General features: G+C 32.6%; 27 protein-coding genes. 13 read left to right on the top strand and 14 right to left on the bottom strand.

All coding sequences use genetic code 11. The features are described from left to right. Position 1: 1 nt before the first annotated feature. Positions 2-325 carry a HopJ type III effector protein gene (locus BM072_RS08060; protein ID WP_092908148.1) on the bottom strand — a complete coding sequence of 108 codons (324 nt, stop codon included), beginning with the start codon at positions 323-325 and terminating at the stop codon, positions 2-4. A 157-nt stretch (positions 326-482) separates the two neighbouring features. On the opposite strand from BM072_RS08060, the gene BM072_RS08055 reads away from it, so the two are divergent. Next, positions 483-803 (top strand): hypothetical protein, encoded by a 321-nt coding sequence (locus BM072_RS08055; RefSeq protein ID WP_092908147.1) that lies wholly within the window; start codon positions 483-485, stop codon positions 801-803. Positions 804-905: 102 nt separating this feature from the next. Here BM072_RS08055 and BM072_RS08050 read toward each other — a convergent pair whose 3' ends face one another. Then, the gene (locus tag BM072_RS08050; RefSeq protein WP_092908146.1) at positions 906-1,397 is read right to left on the bottom strand and encodes an SPOR domain-containing protein; all 492 of its coding nucleotides are present in this window, start codon (positions 1,395-1,397) and stop codon (positions 906-908) included. Positions 1,398-1,805: 408 nt separating this feature from the next. Here BM072_RS08050 and BM072_RS08045 point away from each other — a divergent pair, with 408 nt between their 5' ends. Genes BM072_RS08045 through BM072_RS08020 form a run of 6 tightly spaced genes read left to right on the top strand, consistent with a single transcriptional unit; the run spans position 1,806 to position 10,435 of the window. Next, positions 1,806-3,224, top strand: a complete 1,419-nt coding sequence (locus BM072_RS08045) for a c-type cytochrome (protein ID WP_092908145.1) — start codon at positions 1,806-1,808, stop codon at positions 3,222-3,224. Between the two features lie 22 nt (positions 3,225-3,246). Then, complete coding sequence (locus tag BM072_RS08040) at positions 3,247-6,405, top strand: TAT-variant-translocated molybdopterin oxidoreductase (protein WP_092908144.1); 3,159 nt, start codon at positions 3,247-3,249, stop codon at positions 6,403-6,405. A 34-nt stretch (positions 6,406-6,439) separates the two neighbouring features. Beyond that, on the top strand, positions 6,440-7,843 hold the full coding sequence (nrfD, locus tag BM072_RS08035; protein WP_092908143.1) for an NrfD/PsrC family molybdoenzyme membrane anchor subunit: 1,404 nt from the start codon (positions 6,440-6,442) through the stop codon (positions 7,841-7,843). Then, a complete protein-coding gene (locus BM072_RS08030; RefSeq protein ID WP_407927126.1) occupies positions 7,824-8,390 on the top strand; it encodes a DUF3341 domain-containing protein in 567 nt (188 codons plus the stop codon). The genes nrfD and BM072_RS08030 overlap by 20 nt, the downstream gene beginning before the upstream one ends. Further along, complete coding sequence (locus BM072_RS08025) at positions 8,390-9,079, top strand: c-type cytochrome (protein ID WP_092908142.1); 690 nt, start codon at positions 8,390-8,392, stop codon at positions 9,077-9,079. The genes BM072_RS08030 and BM072_RS08025 overlap by 1 nt, the downstream gene beginning before the upstream one ends. Positions 9,080-9,127: 48 nt before the next feature. Continuing rightward, positions 9,128-10,435, top strand: coding sequence for a hypothetical protein (locus BM072_RS08020; protein ID WP_245752089.1), 1,308 nt, complete (start codon positions 9,128-9,130; stop codon positions 10,433-10,435). A gap of 79 nt (positions 10,436-10,514) precedes the next feature. Here BM072_RS08020 and BM072_RS08015 read toward each other — a convergent pair whose 3' ends face one another. Continuing rightward, a complete protein-coding gene (locus BM072_RS08015; protein ID WP_092908141.1) occupies positions 10,515-10,823 on the bottom strand; it encodes a hypothetical protein in 309 nt (102 codons plus the stop codon). A gap of 120 nt (positions 10,824-10,943) precedes the next feature. Here BM072_RS08015 and BM072_RS08010 point away from each other — a divergent pair, with 120 nt between their 5' ends. Next, on the top strand, positions 10,944-11,249 hold the full coding sequence (locus BM072_RS08010; protein ID WP_245752087.1) for a hypothetical protein: 306 nt from the start codon (positions 10,944-10,946) through the stop codon (positions 11,247-11,249). A 58-nt stretch (positions 11,250-11,307) separates the two neighbouring features. Here BM072_RS08010 and BM072_RS08005 read toward each other — a convergent pair whose 3' ends face one another. Both BM072_RS08005 and dnaG read right to left on the bottom strand, forming a co-directional pair. Then, a complete protein-coding gene (locus tag BM072_RS08005; protein ID WP_221405169.1) occupies positions 11,308-11,808 on the bottom strand; it encodes a septal ring lytic transglycosylase RlpA family protein in 501 nt (166 codons plus the stop codon). Between the two features lie 248 nt (positions 11,809-12,056). Further along, the gene (gene dnaG / locus BM072_RS08000; protein WP_092908139.1) at positions 12,057-14,006 is read right to left on the bottom strand and encodes a DNA primase; all 1,950 of its coding nucleotides are present in this window, start codon (positions 14,004-14,006) and stop codon (positions 12,057-12,059) included. Positions 14,007-14,181: 175 nt separating this feature from the next. On the opposite strand from dnaG, the gene BM072_RS07995 reads away from it, so the two are divergent. The 3 genes from BM072_RS07995 to sucD all read left to right on the top strand — a co-directional run bounded on the left by BM072_RS07995 (position 14,182) and on the right by sucD (position 16,996). Beyond that, positions 14,182-14,961, top strand: a complete 780-nt coding sequence (locus BM072_RS07995) for an META domain-containing protein (protein ID WP_092908138.1) — start codon at positions 14,182-14,184, stop codon at positions 14,959-14,961. Between the two features lie 85 nt (positions 14,962-15,046). After that, positions 15,047-15,976 (top strand): UDP-3-O-(3-hydroxymyristoyl)glucosamine N-acyltransferase, encoded by a 930-nt coding sequence (locus tag BM072_RS07990; RefSeq protein ID WP_092908137.1) that lies wholly within the window; start codon positions 15,047-15,049, stop codon positions 15,974-15,976. Between the two features lie 150 nt (positions 15,977-16,126). Next, complete coding sequence (gene sucD / locus BM072_RS07985; RefSeq protein WP_092908136.1) at positions 16,127-16,996, top strand: succinate--CoA ligase subunit alpha; 870 nt, start codon at positions 16,127-16,129, stop codon at positions 16,994-16,996. 51 nt (positions 16,997-17,047) lie between these two features. Here sucD and BM072_RS07980 read toward each other — a convergent pair whose 3' ends face one another. The 6 genes from BM072_RS07980 to BM072_RS07955 all read right to left on the bottom strand — a co-directional run bounded on the left by BM072_RS07980 (position 17,048) and on the right by BM072_RS07955 (position 22,482). Then, on the bottom strand, positions 17,048-18,052 hold the full coding sequence (locus tag BM072_RS07980) for a hypothetical protein (protein WP_092908135.1): 1,005 nt from the start codon (positions 18,050-18,052) through the stop codon (positions 17,048-17,050). Beyond that, positions 18,045-18,704: a DUF4240 domain-containing protein gene (locus BM072_RS07975; RefSeq protein ID WP_092908134.1), complete on the bottom strand. Its 660-nt coding sequence runs from the start codon at positions 18,702-18,704 to the stop codon at positions 18,045-18,047. The genes BM072_RS07980 and BM072_RS07975 overlap by 8 nt, the downstream gene beginning before the upstream one ends. A gap of 342 nt (positions 18,705-19,046) precedes the next feature. After that, the gene (locus tag BM072_RS07970; RefSeq protein ID WP_092908133.1) at positions 19,047-20,186 is read right to left on the bottom strand and encodes a glutathionylspermidine synthase family protein; all 1,140 of its coding nucleotides are present in this window, start codon (positions 20,184-20,186) and stop codon (positions 19,047-19,049) included. Between the two features lie 9 nt (positions 20,187-20,195). Further along, the gene (locus BM072_RS07965) at positions 20,196-20,612 is read right to left on the bottom strand and encodes a hypothetical protein (RefSeq protein WP_245752085.1); all 417 of its coding nucleotides are present in this window, start codon (positions 20,610-20,612) and stop codon (positions 20,196-20,198) included. Further along, on the bottom strand, positions 20,596-20,874 hold the full coding sequence (locus BM072_RS07960) for a hypothetical protein (protein WP_092908132.1): 279 nt from the start codon (positions 20,872-20,874) through the stop codon (positions 20,596-20,598). The genes BM072_RS07965 and BM072_RS07960 overlap by 17 nt, the downstream gene beginning before the upstream one ends. 99 nt (positions 20,875-20,973) lie before the next feature. Further along, entirely contained in the window at positions 20,974-22,482 is a 1,509-nt protein-coding gene (locus BM072_RS07955) for a succinate CoA transferase (RefSeq protein WP_092908131.1), read from the bottom strand. A gap of 192 nt (positions 22,483-22,674) precedes the next feature. Here BM072_RS07955 and BM072_RS07950 point away from each other — a divergent pair, with 192 nt between their 5' ends. Both BM072_RS07950 and BM072_RS07945 read left to right on the top strand, forming a co-directional pair. Beyond that, positions 22,675-23,496, top strand: a complete 822-nt coding sequence (locus BM072_RS07950) for an AraC family transcriptional regulator (protein WP_177190281.1) — start codon at positions 22,675-22,677, stop codon at positions 23,494-23,496. Positions 23,497-23,499: 3 nt separating this feature from the next. After that, complete coding sequence (locus tag BM072_RS07945) at positions 23,500-24,162, top strand: hypothetical protein (protein ID WP_092908130.1); 663 nt, start codon at positions 23,500-23,502, stop codon at positions 24,160-24,162. A 54-nt stretch (positions 24,163-24,216) separates the two neighbouring features. Here BM072_RS07945 and truB read toward each other — a convergent pair whose 3' ends face one another. Genes truB through BM072_RS07930 form a run of 3 tightly spaced genes read right to left on the bottom strand, consistent with a single transcriptional unit; the run spans position 24,217 to position 26,106 of the window. Next, a complete protein-coding gene (truB, locus tag BM072_RS07940; RefSeq protein ID WP_092908129.1) occupies positions 24,217-24,921 on the bottom strand; it encodes a tRNA pseudouridine(55) synthase TruB in 705 nt (234 codons plus the stop codon). 1 nt (position 24,922) lies between these two features. After that, positions 24,923-25,804, bottom strand: a complete 882-nt coding sequence (locus BM072_RS07935; RefSeq protein WP_092908128.1) for an undecaprenyl-diphosphate phosphatase — start codon at positions 25,802-25,804, stop codon at positions 24,923-24,925. Further along, positions 25,804-26,106, bottom strand: a complete 303-nt coding sequence (locus BM072_RS07930) for a DUF3098 domain-containing protein (RefSeq protein WP_092908127.1) — start codon at positions 26,104-26,106, stop codon at positions 25,804-25,806. The genes BM072_RS07935 and BM072_RS07930 overlap by 1 nt, the downstream gene beginning before the upstream one ends. Position 26,107: the final 1 nt, after the last annotated feature.

Genomic DNA, 26,107 nt, shown 5'->3' with positions numbered 1-26,107 from the left:
GTTATTTTTTAGTCAAAACATCGTTTTCAAACGAAACACCATTCCAACCATTTTGCATAAATTGGCGAATATTGTTATGATCTGTTCCATTTGGCGTTTTAATTACAGCTTTATAATGCTCTGCAAATAATTTTAACGTATCATTTTCAGTATAATCATTCAACTTTGCAAAAGCCAAAACTTTAGCACTTCCTTGATTTTGATCGATTGCATTTTCCTGATTTCCATTTGTAAAAGCGGTAGGAGTGTAGTTATAATTATCATCGATAAAAGCAAGTACATCTGCAAAAATTATTTCGTTATTATTTAATTTTTCTAGTATCATTTTTTAAAATTTCATCAAAAATACGAACAATATTTTTATACAATAAATGATTAGCAAAGTTAAAATTTATGATACGATAAATGATTAACTAAAGTTTAACAAAATAGTGTCTTACAATTAGTTAGTTTAGATAAACAATCAAAAACTATAAACAATTATGTTTGAAAGAAGACAGTATAATTACGAAACTTCGAGCATTGCGCTTCGCGAGTTAGCAGAAAAAGGATATCAAGAAGATTTTAATTTACTTGAAAGAGAATTGATGGATCATCCATACGATTTCAGAATTATTTATATTTATCGTTACGAAGGAAATTCTAATCCAGATGACGAATCGACAGTGTATGGAATTGAGAAAATTTCGACAGGAGAAAAAGGTGTTTTAGTTGCAGGTAATTTAGGATTAGCGCAAAGTAACTTAGCAAGCATTTTGATTCAGTTAGAAATTGAAGGTCGGGCAACCTTTCAAAACAACTAAAATAATCATCAAATGAGTCAACTACTAGATATTACCATTAAAAAATAAAAGCGTTACCAAATTAAAACTTGATAACGCTTTTTTATGTGATATAATTTTATCTTATTTCGCTTTTCTACACAAAACTTTGTAAGGAATAGAAAACGCACTGTTGTAATTTGATTTTAATCGACGAATATCTCTAGAAGCCGAGCTTTTAGAAAAATAATCTCCAACTAAAACACGATAATCTGGCGAATAATAAACTACTTGCGCCGACATATCAGGATAAGTTTTATTAAATTCTGCTCTTACTTTGTCCGCATCAGCTCTGTTTTTCGAATAATAAATCTGAATTTTAAAACCACTAACTTGAGGCATTCCAGCACAAGGATCATTCGATTTTACAACAACAGGCTTTTTATCAACAGGTTTTTTAGTTGGTGCAGTGTATGTACAAACGGCATCTTCTTTTGCCTTTATTACATTATTTATTCTACTATCAATTTCCATATTAAGCGTACCATTGTTGATAATTTGTACGGTATCAATTTTTTCTTGAGCAAATGCCGAAGCTGAAAATATAAATAAGAATAAAACGATAAATTTTTTCATAGGATGAATTAATTTGTGCAAATATACTTCTAAGAATTAAGTTAAGAAACTATAAAATCCACTTTATTCTCTTTCTACTAATATTGTTCCAAAAAAATGAATTCAACTTAAATTTATAAAAATGATTGAAATTATAGATTTTGTCTGTATTTGATAAGTATATCTATTAATTTTTGGTTCACTTAGTTAAAGTCAATATTTTTTGGGTTGATTAACTAGAATAGATTATATTTATAAGGCGATATTTTTTAACAATTAATTTAGAATTGTTTTAAATTAAGCTGAATGATAAAGTTCAGTATGTAAACTTTATGATTTTATTAAGTATTGAAACTATTTTTGCTGTTAGTTAAGTGTTCAAATAAAAACTAGTTAAAAGAAACAACGAACTGAGATTATTTTAAGTAAATGAAGGCAAGATTTCTAAAAAGAATACGTTTATGGAGCTGCGCGATTATAATGTCGACGTTCTCCTTAGCAAATGCCCAAGATGCAGGTAAAGGTTATGAATTGTTCGAAGCCAACTGTACAACTTGTCACCAGATAGATGGTAAGTTAATTGGGCCAGAATTACGTAATGTCGAGAAGCGTGTAAAAGACGAAGCTGGACTAGGTAAAGAATGGTTGCATGCGTGGATTAAGGACAACAAAGCGTTACGCGAGTCTGGAGACGCATATGCAAACAAAATTTTTGCTGAGTACAATAACACTGAGATGTTAGCCTTTCCAGGTTTATCAGACGGTGATATTGATAATATCTTAGCATATACTGCAGACCCTGATGGTGGTCTAAAAGCATTTGAAGAAGCAAAAGCTGCTAAAAAGAAAGAAGCTGCTGCTGCAAAAGCTGCTCAAGCTGGTCAAGGCGGAGGAGCTAATTCGGGTGTTATCGCCGTAGGTTTTGTTGTTTTAGCAGCATTATTATTGTGGATTTTGGTTCGCGTTAATGCATTAGTAAAAGCTACAGCAACAGAAGAGTTGAATGCAGATAAAGAAAAAGCAGCTGTATCATTATCACAAGTATTCGAGAAATACAAAAAAGTTGGTAGTGTACTTGTAGCCGTTTTAGCTTTCTTAGCATTATACAACGTTTACTGGGGATTAATGGGAATTGGTGTTGATAAAGGTTACGAGCCAGAACAACCAATTTATTTCTCTCACAAAGTACACGCAGGTATACAAAGTATCGATTGTCAATACTGTCACAGCTCAGCGAAATACGGTAAAGTGTCGGGAATTCCTTCACCTAACGTATGTATGAACTGTCACAAAACAATCAAAGAATACAAAGGAGATTACTTTGAAGAAGAATTAATTACTTCTGGTAAATTCGCAGACGAAGAAGGCGTAAAAGCGTTCTATACAGGAGAAATCCAAAAAATGTATAAAGCGATAGGATGGAATCCTGAAACAAACAAATACGATGGTCCACAAAAACCAATCGAATGGGTTCGTATTCACAACATGCCAGATTTCGTATTCTTTAGCCACGCACAACACGTTGTAGCTGGAGAAAAAGCAATCAAAAAAGCAATTAAAGACGGTACTATTCCAAATTCGAAAGAATTAAACATTGGTTCAGGAGAACAAGTTTGTTTCGCATGTCACGGACGTGTAGATGAAATGAACGAAGTTAAAATGGCGAATGATTTCACAATGGGATGGTGTATAGAGTGTCACAGAACTACAGAAGTAGATATGGACAACGAGTATAACAAGGAATATTACGCAGAGCTACACGAAAAACTGAAAAAACAATACGGTGACGCAACTAAGATTACAGTTGACGCGATCGGAGGTTTAGAGTGTGGTAAATGTCATTATTAATATAAAAAAGAGAGGAGTATAAATGGCTTCGAAGAAAAATTACTGGAAAAGTTTTGAGGAGTTAACTGACAATACGTTAAACGATAAGTTAACTACCAATGAATTTGCAGAAGAAATTCCTGTAGATAATTTCTTAGGGAATGATAACGCCATGGAGAATAGTCAAACTTCACGACGTGACTTTTTGAAGATTTTAGGGTTCAGTACAGCCGCTGTTACATTAGCAGCTTGTGAAGCTCCAATCGTAAAATCTGTTCCTTACGTAGTAAAACCGGAGAATATCATGCCGGGTGTACCTACATATTATGCATCTACAGTATTTGATGGATACGATTACGCAAATGTTCTAGTAAGAACAAGAGAAGGTCGTCCTATCCGTATTGATGCAAATAAAGGAGCAAAATATTTTGGTTCTACAAATGCAAGAGTTCAAGCATCTGTATTATCATTATACGATTCAGATAAAATAAAAACACCATTAACTAATGGTGGCGATAATTTTAAAGCAACATCTTGGAAAGAAGTTGATGCACGTGTAGCTAAAGCATTAGCAAACGTGGCAGGTAAAAAAGTTGTTATCTTAACACCATCTTTACCTTCACCAACAACTAAAAAGTTGATTGCAGAATTTGCAACAAAATATCCAACAACTCAACACGTAGTGTATGATGCCGTTTCTTATTCAAACGCATTAGACGCAGCACAAGAAGTTTACGGAAAAAGAGAATTACCATTTTATGATTTAACTAAGACAGAATTAGTAGTTGCTTTCAACGCTGATTTCTTAGCAGACTATAATGGTGGTGGAATGGAAGGTGACTATGGTATTGCTCGTAAACCAGGAGCAACTATGTTACGTCATATCCAAGTAGAATCTGTTTTATCATTAACAGGTGCTAACGCGGATACACGTATTCCATTAAAATCTACTGATACAGAAAAATTATTAGCCGAAGTTTACAACGGTTTACAAGGTGGATCTGTATCTAAAGAAGCTCAATCTATCGTTGCAGAGTTAAAAGCAAAAGGTTCTAAAGCAGTTGTGATGGCTGATGGTTCTAAAGAAGCATACACAATCGCATTTGCAATCAACCAATTATTAGCTTCAGCTGCATTAAATGGTAAAGCTGTCTTATTAAAAGAATCAAACAATACTGTATTCAATCAATTTGTAGCAGATGCTAAAGCAGGACAAGTAGGTGTTTTATTAAACTTCCAAACAAATCCTATTTACAATGCGAAAAATTCAAAAGAAATTGAAGCAGCATTCAAAAACATCGGATTAAAAGTTGGTTTAGTTGAGAAATTAGATGAAACAGCTTCTGTTATGGATGTTATTGCTCCTGTGACTCATGGTTTAGAGTCTTGGAATGATTTTAACCCAATAACAGGTGTTTACTCATTACAGCAACCAACAATCGCACGTATTTTTGATTCTCGTCAATTCCAAGATTCATTAATCGCATGGATGACAGGACAAACTAAAGTTGTAGAAGCAGAAGATCCAAATGATCCAATTATGGTGATGGCGGTTTCAGCTACAAGACAAAAAGTTTCTCCATTCTACTTATATGTAAAACAAAACTGGGAAACAGCTATTTTACCAAAAGTAGGTGTAGACTTCAACAAAGCATTATACAATGGTTATAATGAATCGACAGAGGTAACTACATTTGCTGCTAATACAGCTGTTGCTGCAGCCGCTGCAACTAAATTAGCTGCTGGTAGAGCATCAGAATGGGAAATCCAATTCTATTCTAAAACTGGTTTAGGAGACGGTACACAAGCTAATAACCCTTGGTTACAAGAGCTACCAGATCCAATTACAAGAAACTCATGGGATAACTATTTAACAGTTAATCCTAATGATGCAGAAAAATTAGGAATCAAAATTCAGGATAACTACAACGTTACAAACGGAAGAATGCAATTTGATGGAGAGTTTGTTAACTTAACGGTTAATGGAACTACTTTAGAAAATGTACCAGTATTCATCCAACCAGGTCAAGCAATAGGTACTGTAGGTTTAGCATTCGGTTACGGTCGATCTAAAGCTGGTAAAGTTGCAAATAATGTAGGTGTTAACGCCTTTACATTGTACGCTGGTAATGTTGGAGCGTCTAACGTTAAGATAGAAAAATCTTCTCGTACAGACAAACACGAGTTTGCAAATATGCAACAACAACCTACTTTAATGGGACGTTACGAAATCGCAAGAGAAGTTTCTTTAGCAGATTTTATTAACACAGATCGTCAAGAGTGGAATCCAGTTGCTAAAATGCCAACTTGGAGAGGTGATTCTCCTATGGGAGAAGTTGATTTATGGGCTGGATTTGATCGTACAACAGGACCTCACTTCAATTTAACAATTGATATGAATTCTTGTACAGGATGTGGTGCTTGTGTTATTGCTTGTCAAGCAGAAAACAACGTTGCAACTGTAGGTAAAGAGCAAATGCGTATGTCGAGAGATATGTATTGGTTAAGAATTGACCGTTACTACTCTGATGTAACTTACCAAGATCCTGCAGGTAAATTAACTCAAAAAGTTGCGATCGAAACAGATCCTGATAATGAGCCTCAACAATACAAACGTTTAATTAAACCTGAGGCAGAAAACCCAGACGTAATCTTCCAACCATTAATGTGTCAACACTGTAACCATGCTCCTTGTGAGACTGTTTGTCCAGTAGCTGCCACATCTCATGGTCGTCAAGGTCAAAACATGATGGCGTATAACCGTTGTGTTGGTACACGTTACTGTGCAAATAACTGTCCTTACAAAGTTCGTCGTTTCAACTGGTTTAACTGGGCAAACAACGATAAGTATGACTTCCATATGAACAACGATTTAGGTCGTATGGTTTTAAACCCTGATGTGGTTGTACGTACAAGAGGTGTAATTGAGAAATGTTCATTCTGTATTCAACAAACTCAAGCTGTTATTTTAACTGCTAAGAAAGAGAACAGAGCTGTTAAAGACGATGAGTTTTTAAATGCTGCTGCATGTGCTGGTGCTTGTGGAACAGGTGCAATGAAATTTGGAGATATCAACGATGATAAATCAGAAGTAAGAAAAGTATCGAAAGATAACCGTTCTTATGTTTTATTAGAAGAGATTGGAACAAAACCAAATGTTATCTATCAAGTAAAAGTTAGAAACAGAAAAGAACAAGCTTAATTTATTTATTAAAGAATCAATAAGGTAAACAAATATGTCACATTACGAATCACAGGTAAGAGAACCCCTTATTTTAGGACATAAAACCTACCACGATATCACAGAAGACATTGCTCGTCCTATCGAGAATAAGTCTGGAAAATTGTGGTGGATATGTTTCAGTATCGCAATGGTTGCTTTCATCTTTGGTGTTGGAGCGATTGCGTATACAATTGGAACAGGTATCGGTGTTTGGGGATTAAATAGAACGATTAACTGGGGATGGGATATCACCAACTTCGTATGGTGGGTAGGTATCGGTCACGCTGGTACATTAATCTCAGCCGTTTTATTATTATTCCGCCAAAAATGGAGAATGTCGGTTAACCGTTCTGCGGAAGCCATGACTATCTTCGCCGTTGTACAGGCAGCGTTATTTCCTGTAATTCACATGGGTCGTCCATGGTTAATGTATTGGGTATTCCCAATTCCTAACCAATTTGGTTCATTATGGCCAAACTTTAACTCACCATTATTATGGGACGTATTCGCGATTTCTACGTATTTCTCTGTATCAACAGTTTTCTGGTTGATGGGATTAATTCCTGATTTCGCTATGATCCGTGACCGTGCAACTAAACCATTTGCTAAGAAAATCTACGGAATCTTAGCTTTCGGATGGGGAGGTGGTGCAAAACACTGGCAACGTTTTGAAGAATTATCTTTAGTATTAGCTGGTTTATGTACACCATTAGTATTCTCGGTACACACAATTGTATCTTTCGATTTCGCGACATCTGTAATTAAAGGATGGCACTCGACAGTATATCCACCATATTTCGTAGCTGGAGCAATTTTCTCTGGTTTCGCAATGGTACAAACATTATTAAGTGTAATGCGTAAAGTATTGCATTATGAAGACTATATTACACGTAAACACATCGAATACATGAATATTGTAATCGTTGTAACAGGTGGTATGGTAGCAGTAGCTTACTTAACAGAGTTATGGATTGCTTGGTATTCAGGATCTCGTTACGAAGATTTTACATATTTCTCTCCAGGTGCAGCAACAGGACCTTATTGGTGGGCATTCTGGGCATTAATTATCTGTAATGTTTTAGTACCAGGATTATTATGGTTCCGTAGAGTTAGAAGATCATTCTTCTGGACATTCGTTATCTCTATTGTAGTAAACGTTGGTATGTGGTTTGAGCGTTTTGATATTATCGTTATCAACTTATCTCGCGATTACTTACCATCAAGCTGGACAATGTTTATGCCATCATGGGTAGACGTAGGTATCTTTATTGGTACTAATGGATTCTTCTTTGTGTTATACTTATTGTACGCACGTACATTCCCAGTAATTTCACAATCTGAATTAAAAACTATTTTGAAATCATCAGGCGAAAGCTATAAAAAACATCATACTGAAGATGAGCATCACGAACACTAAAATCGTTTATGGTCTTTACGGAGACGACGATGATTTATTAAAAGCAGTAAAATCTATTCGTAAACAAGGTATTACGATAGATGAAGTATATACACCTTTCCCTGTACACGGACTAGACAAAGCATTAGGGCTTAAGAAAACACGTATTTCAGATCTTGCTTTTTTCTACGGTTTATTTGGTACAACCTTGGCATCTTTGATGACTTGGTTTGTCATGAATCACGATTGGGCACAAGATATTGGTGGTAAACCATCTTTTACTTGGGGTGAGAATATGCCAGCTTTCGTTCCTATTATGTTCGAGTTGACAGTATTCTGTGCAGCACACTTTATGGTTATTACGTATTTAATACGTAATAAAATGTATCCAGGTGCAGCAGCAAAAAATCCAGATCCACGTACAACAGATGATAAATTCTTAATTGAGATTAAAACATCTGATGTAGAGAAAATCAAAAATGTGTTTGTAGAAACTGGTGCTGAAGAAGTAACTGTAAAAGGTGATTTCGTTCAATCAAATGTTAATAATTTAGTACAAGAAGCATAATGAAAAAGATCGCATTATTTATAGGATTAGGAAGTATGCTTATTACTTCTTGTTCAGATAAGAAACGTCATTCTAGTATCGTATATATGCCAGATATGTATTATCCGATTGCATACGATCCTTACGAAAAGGCAACCTTTGGTTACCCACATGACGAAGAGAATTCAGAAGTTCCTTTATTTAGTAAAAATCACAATATGTCTGCTTTAGAATCTGTAGAAGGTGCTGTAGCAAGAACAGATGGTGATATTTTACCATGGACTTTTAAAAACAATAACGCTGGTTATGCACAAGCTAAGGCAGTAACAACATCTCCATTAAATGCAGCTAATAAAGCAGCAGATTTAGAAAGAGGTAAATTGTTATTTCACCAAAACTGTGCAGTTTGTCACGGAGATTCTGGAGACGGACAAGGATCAATCGTAAAATCTAAAGCATATTCAGGTGTACCTAATTATAGCGAAAGAGATGTTACAGTAGGTTCTGTTTATCACGTTATTATGTACGGAAAAAATGCGATGGGTTCTTATGCCTCTCAAATGATTCCTGCAGACCGTTGGAGAGTTGCTGAATATGTAATGAGTTTGAAACAAGGTAGCGCAACAGCTACTGCCGAAGCAGCACCTGCTGCAGACGCAGCAAAAGTTGAAGCAGCGCCTGTAACAGCTGAAACAGCAACTAAAAAATAATAAAATAAGTTAATTATTATGCAATATACATTTTCCCCAAAATTAAAAATGACTTCACTTATCATGATTGTGGTAGGTGTAGTACTTTACGGGATAGGATTTTTCTTACATCAATCAGATGTTGCTAATTCAACTGAATATATCAACGGTTTAATTGAAGCACACCCAACTCAATTCTACGGTGACTATATTTCGGATTCATATGCATCGATGAATACTGATCATGCAGGTCATATGGAACATTTAGTGAATTTGTTGAAAAACAGACCTTGGGCTGCTTTTTATGTGCCAGCATATTTATCGTTTGGTATCGCAGCTTCTGCAATGTTCTTCTTATGTATTCAATTTGCTGCAAATGCAGGTTGGTCTATGGTTGTATCTCGTGTTATGGAAGCAATCGCTAGTTTTTTACCAGTAGGAGCAATCTTAGTAGGTATTGTAGCTTTAGCATCTGCAGCTCATTTTAACCATTTGTACCACTGGATGGATACAAGTTTATTAGATCCTAATAGCCCTAAATATGATATATTTATGGCGAATAAGGCTAAACTATGGTTAAACGTACCATTTTGGACTATCCGTATTATTATCTATTTAGTTGTATTATCATTAATGGTATTCGTTATTAAGAATACAACACGTAAATTAGATGAAACAAATGGAGACTTAAAAGTTTACTCTCAATTATACACAAGAGCCGTAATTTACATCGTAATTTTTGCGATTTGTTCTGCAGCTTTTTCTTGGGATTTCATTATGTCATTAGATCCACACTGGTTCTCTTCTTTATTTATGTGGTACGGAATGGTATCTTACCTAGTATCTGCTGTATCTATTATGGCAATCATTTCGATTTACTTAAAAAGAAAAGGATCTTTACCATTATTTAATGATAACCACTTACATGATTTAACAAAATACATGTTCGGTTTCTCATTATTATGGTCATACTTATGGTTCTGTCAGTTCTTATTACAATGGTACGCAAACATACCTGAAGAAGTTCAATACTTCCAACAACGTATTGATCAGTATCCTTACTACTTCTGGATGTTAATCGTAAACTTAGTTTTACCATTCTTAATCTTGATCAGTTCAAGCATGAAACGTCGTTATGCGTTTGTATTCGGAATGGGATTCTTAATCGTTGTAGGACACTACTGGGATTTTTACAATCAAATTATGCCAGCAGCAGTTGGACCTTTCCATAACTTCGGATTCATGGAGTTAGGAGCTTTAGTAGCGGTAGCAGGTTTATTTACTTTCGTAGTAATGAACGCAGTTTCTAAATTAAACTTAGAAGCTAAAGGTCACCCTTACTTTCACGAATCAAAAATTTATGAATATCCTTTCTAGTAGAAAGTTTAGAATAAAACTTAAAAAGCTCGATACAATTTGTATCGAGCTTTTTTTATTTTTACTAATAATTTATAAACTATTCTACTGTTCTTCGTTTAATTTCTAAATCAACCAAAAAGTGATCTACATCGTCATCAGTACTAAGATTACCCACAACATAAACACCTTTTTCGTTTGATTTGTTGTTTACAATTCCATAAACAGAAGATTCATCATCAGGATCAGAATTTCCTTCGTAACGATAAATATATGTAATGTCAAAGTTTGCTGGTTCAGCTTTTATTTGCTCTTTCTCGATATTATAATCAATTGTATAACCCAATTCTTTCAATTCATTCAAAGCTTCAGCAGTTGCTTTGTATCGATATTGTATTTTTTCTTTCATAATTGTTTCGTTTAACTAATTGACTCAAATACTATTCCAATATAAATTTCAGAAAGTTAACTATACTTGATTTTTGGTAAGGTTATTGTCTTACAAAACGAGTATTAATGAATGATGAATATGAAAACAATCTTAAGAAAATTTAATCTTGTTGCAATTTTTGCACTTGCTGCGTTGTTCTTAACTTCTTGTGATGGATCTACAACAGTTTACGGGATAGAGCACCGTAATAAAAAACAAAAAAAGTATAAAAAATATCCTCGATACGATACGAGATATGACAATCACAGAAGTTTACCGCCCGGACAACACAAAAAAGTACATGGCGATAAATCTGCAAAACGATATGCGCCAGGGCAACAAAAGAAAAAAGTAAATAAGTATTATAAGAAAGATAAAAATCACCGTAAACACCACGATGATTAAATCAAAAAAAGGTTTGAACAATGTTCAAACCTTTTTTCTTTCATATCTAAAAATGCAATTAATCTACTACTTCCATATCTACATTCAGTGTACCCGAATTAGTAGAACCAATAGATGTAAATGCTGCTTTACTCAAATCTAATAATCTTGATTTTGTGTGCGGGCCTCTATCATTAATTTTTACAATAACAGATTTTCCGTTTTTTGTGTTAGTAACTTTTACTTTTGTACCAAAAGGTAAAGTTTTGTGTGCAGCTGTAAGATTATTTTTGTCATATAATTCGCCGCTCGAAGTTTTTTTACCGTGAAATTTATCAGCATACCAAGATACTATTCCACTTATTTTATTTCCTGCTTTTTCTACAATTTCCGCTACAGTTGTATCTGTTTTGGTAATACTTGCCATTTTACCTAATAAATTAGAATTAACTATTTTCTTAGCATATAATGAAACCGGTAACGGTAATGGGTTTTCTGTCGAAAAACTTGATTTTCCTTTGGCCTGAGCTACTGAGATCATCATCAGCATTACTAATAATGTTAAAAAATTCTTTGTCATTCTTTAGCTTTTTCTGAATCGTAATACTAAAATAACACATAATAGACTTTATCTACACGTGCATAGTTTATAGTGATGATTTACAAGGTTTCAAATACTTCTAAAGCTTTATGTTCAGTAGAGTTAAAGCTATTTGTTAACTATAAGTTAAAAAATAATCAACTTACTAATTTTTTTAAGAGAATATGTGAAAATAAAGTTAAATAACTGAATTTTAATTATTTATACATTTAAGAATAATCAAGAAATTATATCACACGATTTAAATGTTGATTCAGAATATTTTTCAAACCCGTAAAATGCATAATTTGTTGCAAAATTTGACTTGTTTCTTCAGCTTTAATTTCTGGATTTTTAGTTTGATTCATTAAATCTTTAATCAAATTATCGATGTATAGAATTTTGTAACGCAATAAAACATCAAATAAATCTTTCGAAACAAATTCTTCTCTTTTACGTATATGAATACCTTGTTTTAACGTCCAATTTTCGCTTAAACTATGTTTTTCTAACATCATTTCCGAAGCAAGATTAACGATTTCAGAACTTGTTAAACGCGAAAAATAAGTACCAGTGCGCAATTCATCTTTTTCTAATCCAACTTTTACATCATCTAAAATAGATTGATAAAGTGGATTTGATAAACGCAATTCATTTTCGTCAAACTGAGAAATTATTTCTTGTATAACAGTAGTTTTATATAGCTCGTTGTTCTCGTTTTTTAAATCAACTTCTAAATCACCATATTGAAAAATTAGTTTTATAATTTCATCTTCAACGGTTTGCTGTACGTTTATAATCTCTTTTGTAGGAGAAACGACAGAAATAGTGGGTTTATTTTTTGATTTTCCTTCCGAAAAATTATCATTCGAATTTTCGTGGTATTTATCACCAGATTTCTGAAGTTGAGCAAGTTCTTTAAATAAAACTTCTTCTCTAATCTGTAATAATTTCGAGGTTTCGGTTACATAAACTTCACGCTTAATAATATTCGGAATTAAGGAAATCGATTTTACAATTTCTCGTATTAAAGCTGCTTTTTTGATTGGATCATCTTTTGCTTCGTCCAATAAAACATTTACTTTAAAACGGATAAAATCGGTTGCATTATCCTTTATATATTCTTCAATTTCCGTGGCAGAATGTTTTTTAGCAAACGAATCTGGATCTTCGCCTTCTGGTAATAAAAGAACTTTAACATTAAGTTCTTGCTCCAAAATCATATCAATTCCTCTAAAAGAAGCTTTAATACCGGCAGAATCGCCATCGTACATTACGGTAATATTTTCTGTCAAACGTTTTATCAAACGAATTTGTTCAACAGTTAAAGCTGTACCCGAACTTGCCACAACATTTTGCACACCTGCCTGATACAACGATAAAACATCGGTATAACCTTCGACCAAAAAACAATGATCTTTTTTGGTAATATGTTGCTTTGCCTGAAATAAACCATAGAGCGTTTTACTTTTATGGTAAATCATATTCTCGGGCGAGTTTAGATATTTTGGTGCTTTTACATTATTTTGTAAAATACGACCTCCGAAACCTAGTGCACGCCCCGAAAAACTATAAATAGGAAACATAACACGTTCCCTAAATTTATCATATTTTTTATTGTCTTCCTTAAAATTAACTAATCCAGATTCTTCTAAAAGTTCTTTTGTATAACCGTTTTTTAGGGCATACTCTGCAAAAACGTCCCATTGTTTAGGAGAATAACCTAACTCAAACTTTTCAATTATTTCTTTTGTGTAACCTCTTTCTCTAAAATAACTTAAACCAATAAGATTTCCTTCTTCGGAATTATGCAATTGATTGATGAAAAATTTCTTCGCAAATTCAGTCAAAGTAAATAAACTTTCGCGCTCTTTTTCTTCCTGTTTTTGCTCCATTGATGCTTCTGCATCTTCCTCAATTTCGATATTATATCGTTTGGCAAGCCAACGCAACGCTTCTGGATAAGTAAATTGTTCTACTTCCATCAAAAATGTCACAACATTTCCACCTTTACCAGAAGAAAAATCTTTCCAAATTTGTTTTACAGGCGAAACAACAAATGACGGCGTCTTTTCGTTACCAAAAGGCGATAAACCTTTCATGCTAGATCCTGCACGTTTTAGAACTACAAAATCGCCAACAACTTCTTCTACACGAGCAGTTTCAAAAATAATATCTATGGTTCTTTGAGAAATCAAATTGAGTATTTTTAAGGAATTTAGAAATGATAATTAATTATTCAAAATTAAGATAATTTATTCACATCCCTTTTATTTGTCCCTATTTAATAAGCTGTGTTAATAACAATTTTAGGTTAAATGTTAAAATTGGTACGGTATTCGTATATACTCTCGAAACTTGAAATTAATAATTATGAAATCATCTATTTTAAAAATATCTTTCGCAGCCATTTTAGCTACAGGATTTTTATCGTCATGTTCTACAGTAACTAATCCTATATCAAATAACCAAACTTCTAAAGATAGTGTTTTAGGTAGATGGGAATTAGATTATATAATGACAGAAGGAGGTAAATCTTTGTCAGATGCTTATCCAATGGGAGTGCCTTATTTAGATTTTGTTTCGAACAAAATGCTTAATGCTTCGGATGGTTGTAACACAATGGGAGGTGGAATAACAATAGAAGGTAATCAAATTACTTTTGGTAACATGATGTCTACAATGAAAGCTTGTGAAGGCGTGCAAGACACTAATTTTAAATCGAAATTACAAGGTAAATTAAGTTATGCTGTTGATGGAGATACAATGACTTTGATACAAGGAGATATCGCAATTATGAGATTTAAACGCGCTGGTACTTTAGCTGGTACATGGGAATTAGAAGAATTTATTGGTAGAGATAGAAGTGCAAAATCTTTAGATGATCGTTTTCCAAATCAAAAACCAACACTTACTTTTCAAAACAATTTAGTATCTGGAAATGACGGTTGTAACAACTTAACAGGTGGTTTTGTAGCGGTAGGCAACTCGTTAACAGTTAAAAATATTGCAACAACTCGTATGGCATGTCAAGGTGTAGATTCTGATGCTTTTGGCGAACGTTTTAACAATGTAAATAAATACGAAATCCAAAACGGGAAATTAGTTTTATATGCAAATGATGTTAAAACAATGGTTTTCAAGAAAAAATAATCATTCAATCATAAAAATCATAAAAGCTGTCTCATTGTAGGCGGCTTTTTCTTTTTATATTTGTACACATTAAGAAGTTGAAAGTATGAAATTTCCAAAAACACATAAATTAAAAGATATTGCAGCTATAATTGATGCAAAATATATTGGTGACGAAAATTATCCTGTAGAAGGAATTAATGAAATTCATCGCGTAGAAGCTGGTGATATTGTATTTGTAGATCATCCAAAATATTATGATAAAGCATTAGAATCTGCGGCAACTATTATTTTAATTAATAAAGAAGTAGAATGTCCAGAAGGAAAAGCATTATTAATTTCTGATGATCCATTTCGTGATTTTGTGAAAATTGGACAATATTTTTTACCATTTCAGCCGGCAACAAAACATATTTCGGATACAGCAGAAATAGGCGAAGGCACAATTATACAGCCAGGCGCTTTTGTTGGAAACGATGTAAAAATTGGTAAAAATTGTTTGATACACGCAAATGTTACAATTAACGATCATGCAATAATTGGTGATAATGTAATTATTCGTTCAGGAACAGTTTTAGGAGCAGATGCTTTTTACTATAAAACTCGTCCATCAGGATTTGATCGTTTAAAATCTGTGGGAAATGTAATTATCGAAAATAATGTAGAAATTGGTGCTAATTGTACGATAGATAGAGGAGTTTCTGCATCTACAATAATTGGAGAAGGAACAATCATGGATAATTTAATACAAATTGGACACGATACAATTATTGGTAAAAAATGTTTGTTAGCATCGCAAGTTGGTATTGCAGGTTGCGTAATTGTAGAAGACGAAGTTTCTATTTGGGGACAAGTTGGTATTACAAGTGGTGTAACAATTGGTACAAAAGCAGTGTTACTTGCACAAGCAGGTGTAAGTAAGTCTTTGGAAGGTGGAAAAGCCTATTTTGGTACACCAGCAGAAGAAGCACGTTCGTTGTATAAAAAACTCGCAACGACCCAATTAATGGTAAAAGAATACAGAAAAAATAAATAAAGAATGAAGTCAACCAATTGGTTGACTTTTTTTATGACAAATATCTTATGCGAATTAGACGCGAATAAATAAATGTTTAGCGTATTTTTTACAACGAATATTTTTTAAAACGGGAAAGAGATTTTATATTTGTGTAAATTAAAAATCACAATGTCTGTATTAGTAAACAAAGATTCAAAAATAATCGTTCAAGGATTCACAGGGAAAGAAGGAACTTTTCATGCTGAACAAATGATTGAGTACGGAACTCAAGTAGTAGGAGGTGTAACTCCAGGTAAAGGTGGTCAAACTCATTTAGGTTTACCAATCTTCAACACTGTTAAAGATGCTGTTGATCAAGCCGGAGCTGACGTTACTATTATCTTCGTTCCACCAGCATTTGCTGCTGATGCTGTAATGGAGGCTGCTGAAGCTGGTATCAAAGTAATTATTTGTATTACAGAAGGTATTCCAGTAGAAGATATGGTTAAAGTACAAGCTTATGTAGATCAAAGAGATGTAACTTTAATCGGGCCAAACTGTCCAGGTGTTATTACTTCAGGAGAAGCTAAAGTTGGTATTATGCCAGGATTTATCTTCAAAAAAGGTAAAGTTGGTATCGTTTCTAAATCAGGAACTTTAACTTACGAAGCTGCTGACCAAGTTGTAAAAGCTGGTTACGGAATTTCTACAGCTATTGGTATTGGTGGAGATCCAATTATTGGAACTACAACAAAAGAAGCTGTTGAATTATTTATGAATGATCCAGAAACGGAGTGTATCGTAATGATTGGTGAAATTGGAGGTCAATTAGAAGCTGAAGCTGCTCGTTGGATTAAAGAAAATGGAACTAAACCAGTTGTTGGTTTTATCGCAGGACAAACTGCACCAAAAGGTAGAACAATGGGACATGCAGGTGCTATAGTTGGTGGAGCTGATGATACAGCACAAGCTAAAATGGCTATTATGGAAGAATGTGGAATTCACGTTGTTGCATCGCCAGCTGATATCGGAGCTACTGTTGCTAAAGTATTAGGATAATTAATAAAATTTAGTTTATATATGAAAGGAGAACCAATTGGTTCTCCTTTTTTAGTTTAAAATTTTAAATATGTAGTATAAACAGTAACCTAAATAAACACTTAAAAATATAAGTATAAAGCTTGATAAATATAGTACACCTTCATTATTCTTATCGAGCGTATCAATAGTAATTAAATCAAGATTTTTGTATTTTATTGATTGTATTGTTACTCCATTTTTATTATTAAAATGAGATAAAAAGTAAGGTTGTGTTAATTTCTTAATTTTATACTCATCATCTTCTTTATAGATATTAAATTCAATAGAATTATTTATATGATCAGATTTTATAAATTCATTTCCATTCATTTTATTTAAATTATCATTCTGTAAAATAAAACGAGTGCTTGGATATTCCTTTAAATTAAATACTAAAATATGTTTTTTCCTATTCTTTTTTCCAACCTTATCTATATGTGGATTATAAGCAATATGTCCTTGTATTGTTTTATATTCTTGTAATTTATTTGGGTTGTAATTCTCAATAAAAAATGAAAAAAAGAAAATTAATAAAGAAGTAGAAACTAATATTCCGATTATAGAAATTTTTTTGTCAAGATAATTAAGCTTAAATTCATTATCATTAGTAATTTCAATGTGATTTTTTTTCAAAAAAGATAAAATCTCATCAAACACATATTTATTATGTATATCTTTTATTGAGCATACAACTTTGTTTTCATTGTACAATTCTATTACTCGTCCATTAGTAACTCTCTTATAAGAATCTTTGTATTCTCCACTTTTTATGCTAAAACTTGTAAAAGTTACCGTTTTTGTGTAAAATAAAAAAGTATAAATAAATTGATTGTTTTTGAATTCGTAAGATTCAGTTTGTTTAGAAATAATAAAGTAGAGTTGAACAATGATTAGACCAGATAATAAAAAGAAATTTAAAAAACTATACCCAATTAAAACGATAAAAAAATAAATTGTTAAAGAGGTTATTGTCAGGTATTTCCATAAATTATTGTCTGATTCTAATGGAATAAATACAGTAGTAAATTTATTCATCATCAAAATCTTCATCTTCCTCATCATCATAATCTTCGTCTTCGGGAGAATAATCTTCAACAAAAATCTGAAAAAGAGTAGGGCAAATGGCTTGTAAACTTGCCAAATTTTCGTCATCCCAATCAAATTCGGGCTTTGGAGAATTTTGAGTTAGATACTGAAAAAAGTTTTTGTCGATAAAATCGATAATTTTATGTTCAAATTTCTCATAAAAAACATTATCTGCAATCATATTAAAATTTTCGAACTCATATAAATCATCGTCATTAAAACCTTCATCAAAATATTCGGCTAAATTATCGGGATGTAAAATAGTTTTTTCAAACATTTCTTGTCCTTGTGAAATAACCCAACTTTTGAAGTAGAAAAAATGATGAACATCCGTATCATCATTCATGATACACGCTGCACACCACGCTTCGGGCGTATGTAACAAATATAAATTATACTCTAATCGTAATTGAAAACCAATAATATCTTCGGCAACTAAATTTTCTAATTCTTTCGAAAGATATTTTTCTTGATCATGTAAATTATCTGCATCAATCAAAGAATTTTCAATAATTTGCCAAAATAAATCCTCGTCCAACATTTGCGAGATTCGTTCTGTAGGAAGTGTTGAGGAATTTAATAAATCATCAAGAAAGTCCATAATTACTTAATTTTTGGTTTTTTATAGTTGGTTTTGATTCAGTTTTTGAAGAATATTTTTTATAAGGAATTATGACTTAATTATTTAATAAAAAATAGTTCTTTTACGGAATCTTTCTAAAATTTATGAAAAAAATCATATAAAAGCAATTATTTTTTGAATTATCTGTAATTAATAGGATAAATATTTGAATGTCTTTTAATTAATCAATTTAAAAACCTTTAAAATTTTATTTGGCACGAAGTGAAGAATCTACATAAAATAGAGATTCCTCGTTTCTCTAAATGACATAAAAAAAGCTTCGCAAATAGCGAAGCTTTTTTATATTTTATATCTAAATATTTACTCAATAATATGTGGTACAAATCGACTTTTGTCGGTTGTAATAAATTGATCACTTTCTCGAAAAGTAATTCCACAAGCTTCTTGACCAATTAACCAACTTCCGATAATAGAATAACCTGTTTCTTCGTGATGTAATTCTGCTAAAGCTTGATAAATAAAGCCTTCGTCGCCATATTCGCCAGTTGTTTGTTCGGTAATTTTACCATCTCTAACAACTTCTATATTTGCACCTTCGCGAGATAAAAGCGGTTTTTTAACAAAGTTTTTCATCTCATTTGGTGTATCAAAATAGGTTTCTAATAATAACGGATGATTTGGATACATTTCCCATAAAACAGCCAAAATAGCTTTGTTTGATAAAATCATTTTCCAAGCTGGTTCTATCCAATTTGCATTGGTTTCATCGTTTTTGATGTTGTATGCAAATAGCTCATTCACCATCCATTCCCACGGATATAATTTAAAAATATCTGTAATTGGTTGTTCTTCTAAATCAACAAAATTTACATTATTCCAGCCAATTTCATCAACATAAATTAATTTTGTGTTTATACCAGCTTGTATAGCACAATCGCGTAGATATTCTATATTCGTTAAATCTTCTAAAGACTCTCTAACACAAGAAAAATGAAGTGTATCACCTTTTAAATATGGTTTCAACATTTTCCAAGTTTCAATTAATTTATCGTGTACCGAATTAAATTGGTCTTTTGTATCTCCAAAATAATTTTCCATCCAAAGCCATTGTACGACACCGCATTCAAACAAAGAAGTGGGCGTATCTGCATTGAATTCTAATAACTTAATTTGATTATTTTTATCATACGCAAAATCAAAACGTCCATAAATACTTGGCGCATCATTTTCCCACGTATCAATTAAATAAGGTTGTATAAATTTTGGAATTTTAAACTCATCTAAACGATTATTTTGAATAACATGTTCCACTGCTTTTAAGCACATTTCCCATAATTCGTTTGTCGCTTCAAAAACTTGATCTGCTTCTTTTTCGGTAATCGAATAATAATAATCTTCTACCCAATACGTTTGATTTTTTTCATCTGTATGATAGCCAAATCCAATATTTTCTAATCGTTCTTGCCAATTAGAATCTTTTTGTAATCGTTTGATTTGCATGATTTATAATTAAGATGAAACTGATTTTGATGAGCCTGATTTACCAAAACCACCACGTATTGTTTGACTTTTTAGTGCAGTTGCTTTTGCAGAATTAGTACCAACATTTGATTGTTGATGCAAACCTGGACTTGCATAGCCCATACCACCAGTTAAGCTACGAAAAGCCATAAACCAAAGCAGAGAAGTTCCCATACCACCAACATGACTACCGTTGTTGTTATTACTCGTGTAATTTTCGGAAACATCGGTGTATGGTGCAGTAGAATCGGCACGCATATATACTTTTTGAGTATTGTTAGCAACAGGCGCAGCTTCTTTTTGTACACATGAACTAAGTACCGAAGAAATTAAAACCAATGTTACGACTTTGCTTGCTCTTCTTTCTTTTTTATTCATCGGAAAAGGTTTATTGAATTGTAACATATATTGGTGTAGATGTAGAATCGGACGGAGAAAATTGTTTGTGCGTAATTAATGTGTCTACTTTTTCGCCGATTAAAAGATCATTTGCCCAAATTTTTTGATTGGTGATGTGTAAAACAGAATCGCCAACAGTTTTGGTTGATAAAACGACTTCGCGCGCAGATTTTTTATCGATTTGTTCTAAATTTTGTTCTTTATTATTACCAGATTGACATGCAAAAAATGTTGTCAAGGTTATTGTAAGTAATATTATTTTTTTCATTTATTCTAGACTTATAACAAAGTTACATTATTTAAAAAGAAAAGCATAATCCGACAAATCGAATTATGCTTTTATAAGAGTATAATGATGGTACTATTTTTAGTTAACCATTAATAATTCTTCTTTTTTCATTGATCCTTTTTCTCTTAAACGAGAATGCCAAGAAAATGCTTCTTCTAAGATATGTGGTGTTTGTCCACCTCTTTCTGCACAAGCTCTTTCAAAATAAGACAATAATTCTGCTTTATAATCTGGGTGAACACAATTGTTGATAATTTCGATAGCTCTTTCTCGTGGTGCTAAACCTCTTAAATCTGCTAAACCTTGCTCTGTAACAATAATATCAACATCATGTTCTGTATGATCTACGTGAGAAACCATAGGAACAATTGACGAAATATTACCATTTTTTGCAACAGAAGCCGTTACGAAGATTGAGATATAAGCGTTACGCGCAAAATCTCCAGAACCTCCAATACCATTCATCATGTGTGTACCAGAAACGTGTGTTGAGTTTACGTTACCGTAAATATCACACTCTAAAGATGTATTGATTCCGATGATTCCTAAACGACGAATAACTTCGGCTGAGTTAGAAATAGCTTGCGGACGCAATACAATTTTACCTTTGTAGCTGTCGATATTTCCAATTACGCGATCGTAACATTCTTGAGAAACCGTCATAGAAGATGCCGAAGCAAATTTCATTTTACCAGAATCAATCAAATCAAATGTAGAATCTTGTAATACTTCAGAATACATCACTAAATCTTCGAAATCAGAATGCTCTAATCCACCTAAAACTGCATTTGCAACTTTACCAATACCACATTGTAATGGCATTAATGATTTTGTTAAACGACCTTCTTCAACTTCATTTTCGAAGAAGCTTACAATATTTTGAGCAATTGCCGCAGTTGCGTCATCAGCTGGTTGTATATCTCCAGGAGCATCTGTAATATCATGAAAAACGATAGCTATAATTTTAGAAGGATCTACTTTTATAGTTTCCGTTCCGATTAAAGTATCACATTCAGTAATATTAACAGCTGTTCTTTTTCCATATTCCTCAACACTATAAATATCGTGGATACCTTTAATATTTGTAGGAATTGCTGTATTGATTTCAATAATTAATTTATCTGCATTTGCTGCAATTACAGCATTGTTACCAACAGAAGTTGTAGGCACTAAAGAACCATCTTCTAAAATTTCGGCAACTTCTAAAACACCTAAATTAATTTTAAATTGGCCATCTAATATATGTTCAGCAGTTTCACCTAAATGTTGATCTATAAATAATACATTACCTGCATTAATATTTTTTCGCATAACAGTATCTACCTGAAATGGTAAACGTTTTTTTAACGCACCACTTTCTACTAATGCAGCATCTGTTCCGTGACCTAAAGAAGCTCCGGTTACTAAAGTGATTTTTAAATTCTCAGATTTGGCACGCTCCGCAACAGCTTTTAATACAACTTTTGAATCGCCTCCTCTTGTAAAACCACTAGAACCTACAGTCATTCCATCTTCAAAAAAATTGGCAGATTCTTCTGCCGTCATTACCTTTGATTGTAAGTCAGTTAATTTTATTCTATCTAACATAATGCAACTTATTTTCTAATACTTTTCAATTATTATACCTTCTTAATAGAGGGAATTACAAATTTTGCAAAAAATAATAGATTGTCAATATTAAAAAAAGCCAAATAATTATCTAATACAGACATATTTATTTGTGTACATTATACATTATATCAAATTAATTATTATATTAGTTCGCAGATTAAAGAAACTATGAATATACACTTGGATAATAAATTCGATACACGATATTATTTGACAGAGATTGACAAAACACCAACATCTATCTTTTGTTATCACAAAGAAATCTCGGAAGCGTACGTGGTTGAGCATAAGCACAACAAAGCTCAATTTTTGTATTGCGAAGGCGGTATTGTCTATGTAAAAATAGGAAAAGACACATTTTATTTACCTGCCAGACATTATATGTGGATTCCTCCGCACACAGAACACAGTATACACCCAAATACACCAGAGGTAATTATGCGAAATCTCTACTTTCCTATTAACGAAGGAGATCACGCTTTTTACAAAAAAGTAGGAATTTATCCTACAGACGGTTTATTATTAGAACTTTTATTATTCTCTAATCAATGGAAAGGAGATATAGTTTCGGAAAATAGAAGTGAATATGTTATAGCACAAGCTTTTAAGGAAATTTTACCAAAAGTTAGTAAAAATAGTTTACGATTAGCTTTACCTTTAGCACACGACGAACGATTGAAAAAAATTGTACAGTTTTTAGATGACAATATGGACAGCTCGATTACAATGAAAAAAATCACCGCTGAATTTGGATTCTCAGAACGCTCATTATCTCGTTTATTTCAAAAAGATTTGAGCATGACATTCGTACAATATTTTACAATTCTAAGAATGTTAAGAGCTTTACAATTATTGATTGACGGAAGTTATTCTATCAGCGAAATATCTACAATGGTTGGATACAATAGTTTGCCAACATTTAGTAACACTTTTCAGAAAGTAATTGGCGTTCGTCCAACAGATTATTCAAAGAAAAAAGACATTTTATAACGTATGAAAATATATCAAGTTAGTGGATTAGGTGCAAATAAAAATGCGTTCAAAAATCTACGCTTGGAAGATGGTTTTGAGCAAGTTTATGTTCCTTGGCTCAATCCCGAAAAAGACGAAACACTCGCTCATTATGCCGAACGAATGTTGGATAATATAAATCCCACAGAAGATTTTCTTTTGATGGGATTGTCTTTTGGAGGTATAATCGTGCAAGAAATGAATCGATTTATCAATCCAAAACACACCATTTTAGTTTCGACTGTTAAGAATAGAACAGAAATTCCGAAACTTTTTAAATTTTCTTCTTCTATTAATGCGCACAAAATTATACCGATGAGTTTCCTAACTTCGGATCACGTTTTTTCGTACATGATGTTAAGAAAATTGTATTACACCAATAGAGAACGAGATGGGCTAGATGATATTTTTGAGTTTAAAGATGCTGAATATTTAAGATGGTCTATTCATAAAATTGTTAATTGGGATCATTCTTTAGCTTATAACGAGCAAAATATAACACATTTACACGGTACAAAAGATATTGTTTTTCCGATAACAAATATAAAAGATGCTATACAAATAGAAGGCGGAACGCATATTATGGTGATGCAAAAACCGAAATTAGTAAGTGCAGAAATTAATAAAATTCTGACAACATTATAAATGTTATATAAAACAAAAATGCTTTAGAATTTTCTAAAGCATTTTATATTTTGATTAATTATTTTCTTGATTTTCCTCGAAATAACTTCTCTCAAAAGAAGAATTATCGGAATTGATGACATCAAAATCTCCAATTTTTGTTCTGCGTAACGCAGTTAAATATCCACCCGAATTTAAAGCTTTACCAAAATCAAAAGCCAAAGAACGAATGTAAGTTCCTTTGCTACAATTTACTTCAAAATCAATAAAAGGTAAGTCTATTTTTGTGATTTTAAAATTGTGAATGGTAATTGTTCTAGCTTTACGCTCTATTTCTTTTCCTACACGCGCTAGCTCGTATAGACGTTTTCCGTCAACTTTAATGGCCGAATGCATTGGTGGAAATTGTTCTATTTCGCCAACAAATTGTTTTGTCGCTTCGTGAATCATTTCTTCCGTAATATGTTCTGTCGGAAAAGTTTCATTTTCCTCCGATTCCATATCATAAGTTGGTGTCGTAACGCCAATTTTTATAGTTCCGGTATATGTTTTTTCTTGTGCTTGATATTCGTCAATCTGCTTTGTCAATTTACCTGTGCAAATCAGTAATAAACCAGTTGCTTTTGGGTCTAAAGTACCCGCATGACCAACTTTTATTTTTTTAAGATTGTATGCTTTTCTGATATTCCAACGGATTTTATTTACCACATCAAAAGATGTCCAATCCAACGGTTTGTCAATCAAAAAGACATGACCTTCCTGAATTTTTTCTGTATTCATTTTATTTATGCTCAATCATTGTCGTTTCTACTGACGAAGTGTTTTCTTTTACAGGCTGTGTTGGATTGTTCCAAAAATAAACCAATAAAATTATTCCGATGATAATTCTGTACCAACCCCAAAGTTTAAATCCATATTTAGTTAATACAGAAATAAAAGTTTTTACAGCGATTAATGCAACGATAAAAGCCACAACATTTCCGATTATGAATAATGTAATATGTTGTTGATCTTGTAAAATCATTTCATAACCTTTCATTGGAGTAGCTGTATTTTCGCCCCAAGTTTTTACAAAAACAGAATAAACTGTAACGGCTAACATGGTAGGAACGGCTAAAAAGAAAGAAAATTCTGCCGCAGCTTTGCGGGATAAACCTTGCGTCATACCACCAATAATAGAGGCAGCAGAGCGAGATGTACCTGGCATCATTGCTAAACATTGCCAAAAACCTATGATCACAGCTTTTTTAAGTGTAATTTGTTTTTCGTCGGTAATAGTTGGATTTTTAAACCATTTATCTACAAATAGTAAAATAACTCCACCAAAAACTAACATGGCTGATATGGCAACTTGATTTCCTAAAACGGCTTCGATTTTATCATCAAATAATTTTCCTAAAACCAATGCTGGTATTACGGCACAAGCCAATTTGATGTAAAAACTGAAATCAAAGTTTTTGAAATTGAAGAATTTTTTCCAATATAAAACTACAATTGATAAAATTGCTCCAAATTGAATTGAAACTTGAAACATTTTTAGAAATTCGCTTTCGGGCATTCCCATTAAAGCGGCTGTAAATCCCATGTGGGCTGTTGACGAAATAGGTAAATATTCGGTCAAACCTTCAATAATAGCAATAATAATTGCTTGTAAAATTGTCATTATTTTTCTTTATTCGGATTGATTAAAATGGCATAAATTTCGACTGCAAAACCTACTAATACTAAAAATGGCGCTAATCTAATTCTTCTCCAAGAGTAGATTTCGTTGTTCCAATAATTTGCATCCCACGTTCCGTCTGGTCTTGTGTTGGCATCGTGTCCTGTCATTAATAAAAATCCAAGACCAATTAATGCTACACCAATTGCCATAAAGATGTAATTTCTTTTTCCGAATAAAAAACTAAAACCAGCATCTTGAGAAGATGCTGATTTATTAGTTGTATTGATTGTATTTGATTTCATT

Source organism: Algoriella xinjiangensis (assembly GCF_900115015.1).
In the GTDB taxonomy this organism is placed as follows: domain Bacteria; phylum Bacteroidota; class Bacteroidia; order Flavobacteriales; family Weeksellaceae; genus Empedobacter; species Empedobacter xinjiangensis.
The sequence above is the reverse complement of the archived record's forward strand: the minus strand, read 5'-3'. Positions and strand labels throughout refer to the sequence as shown.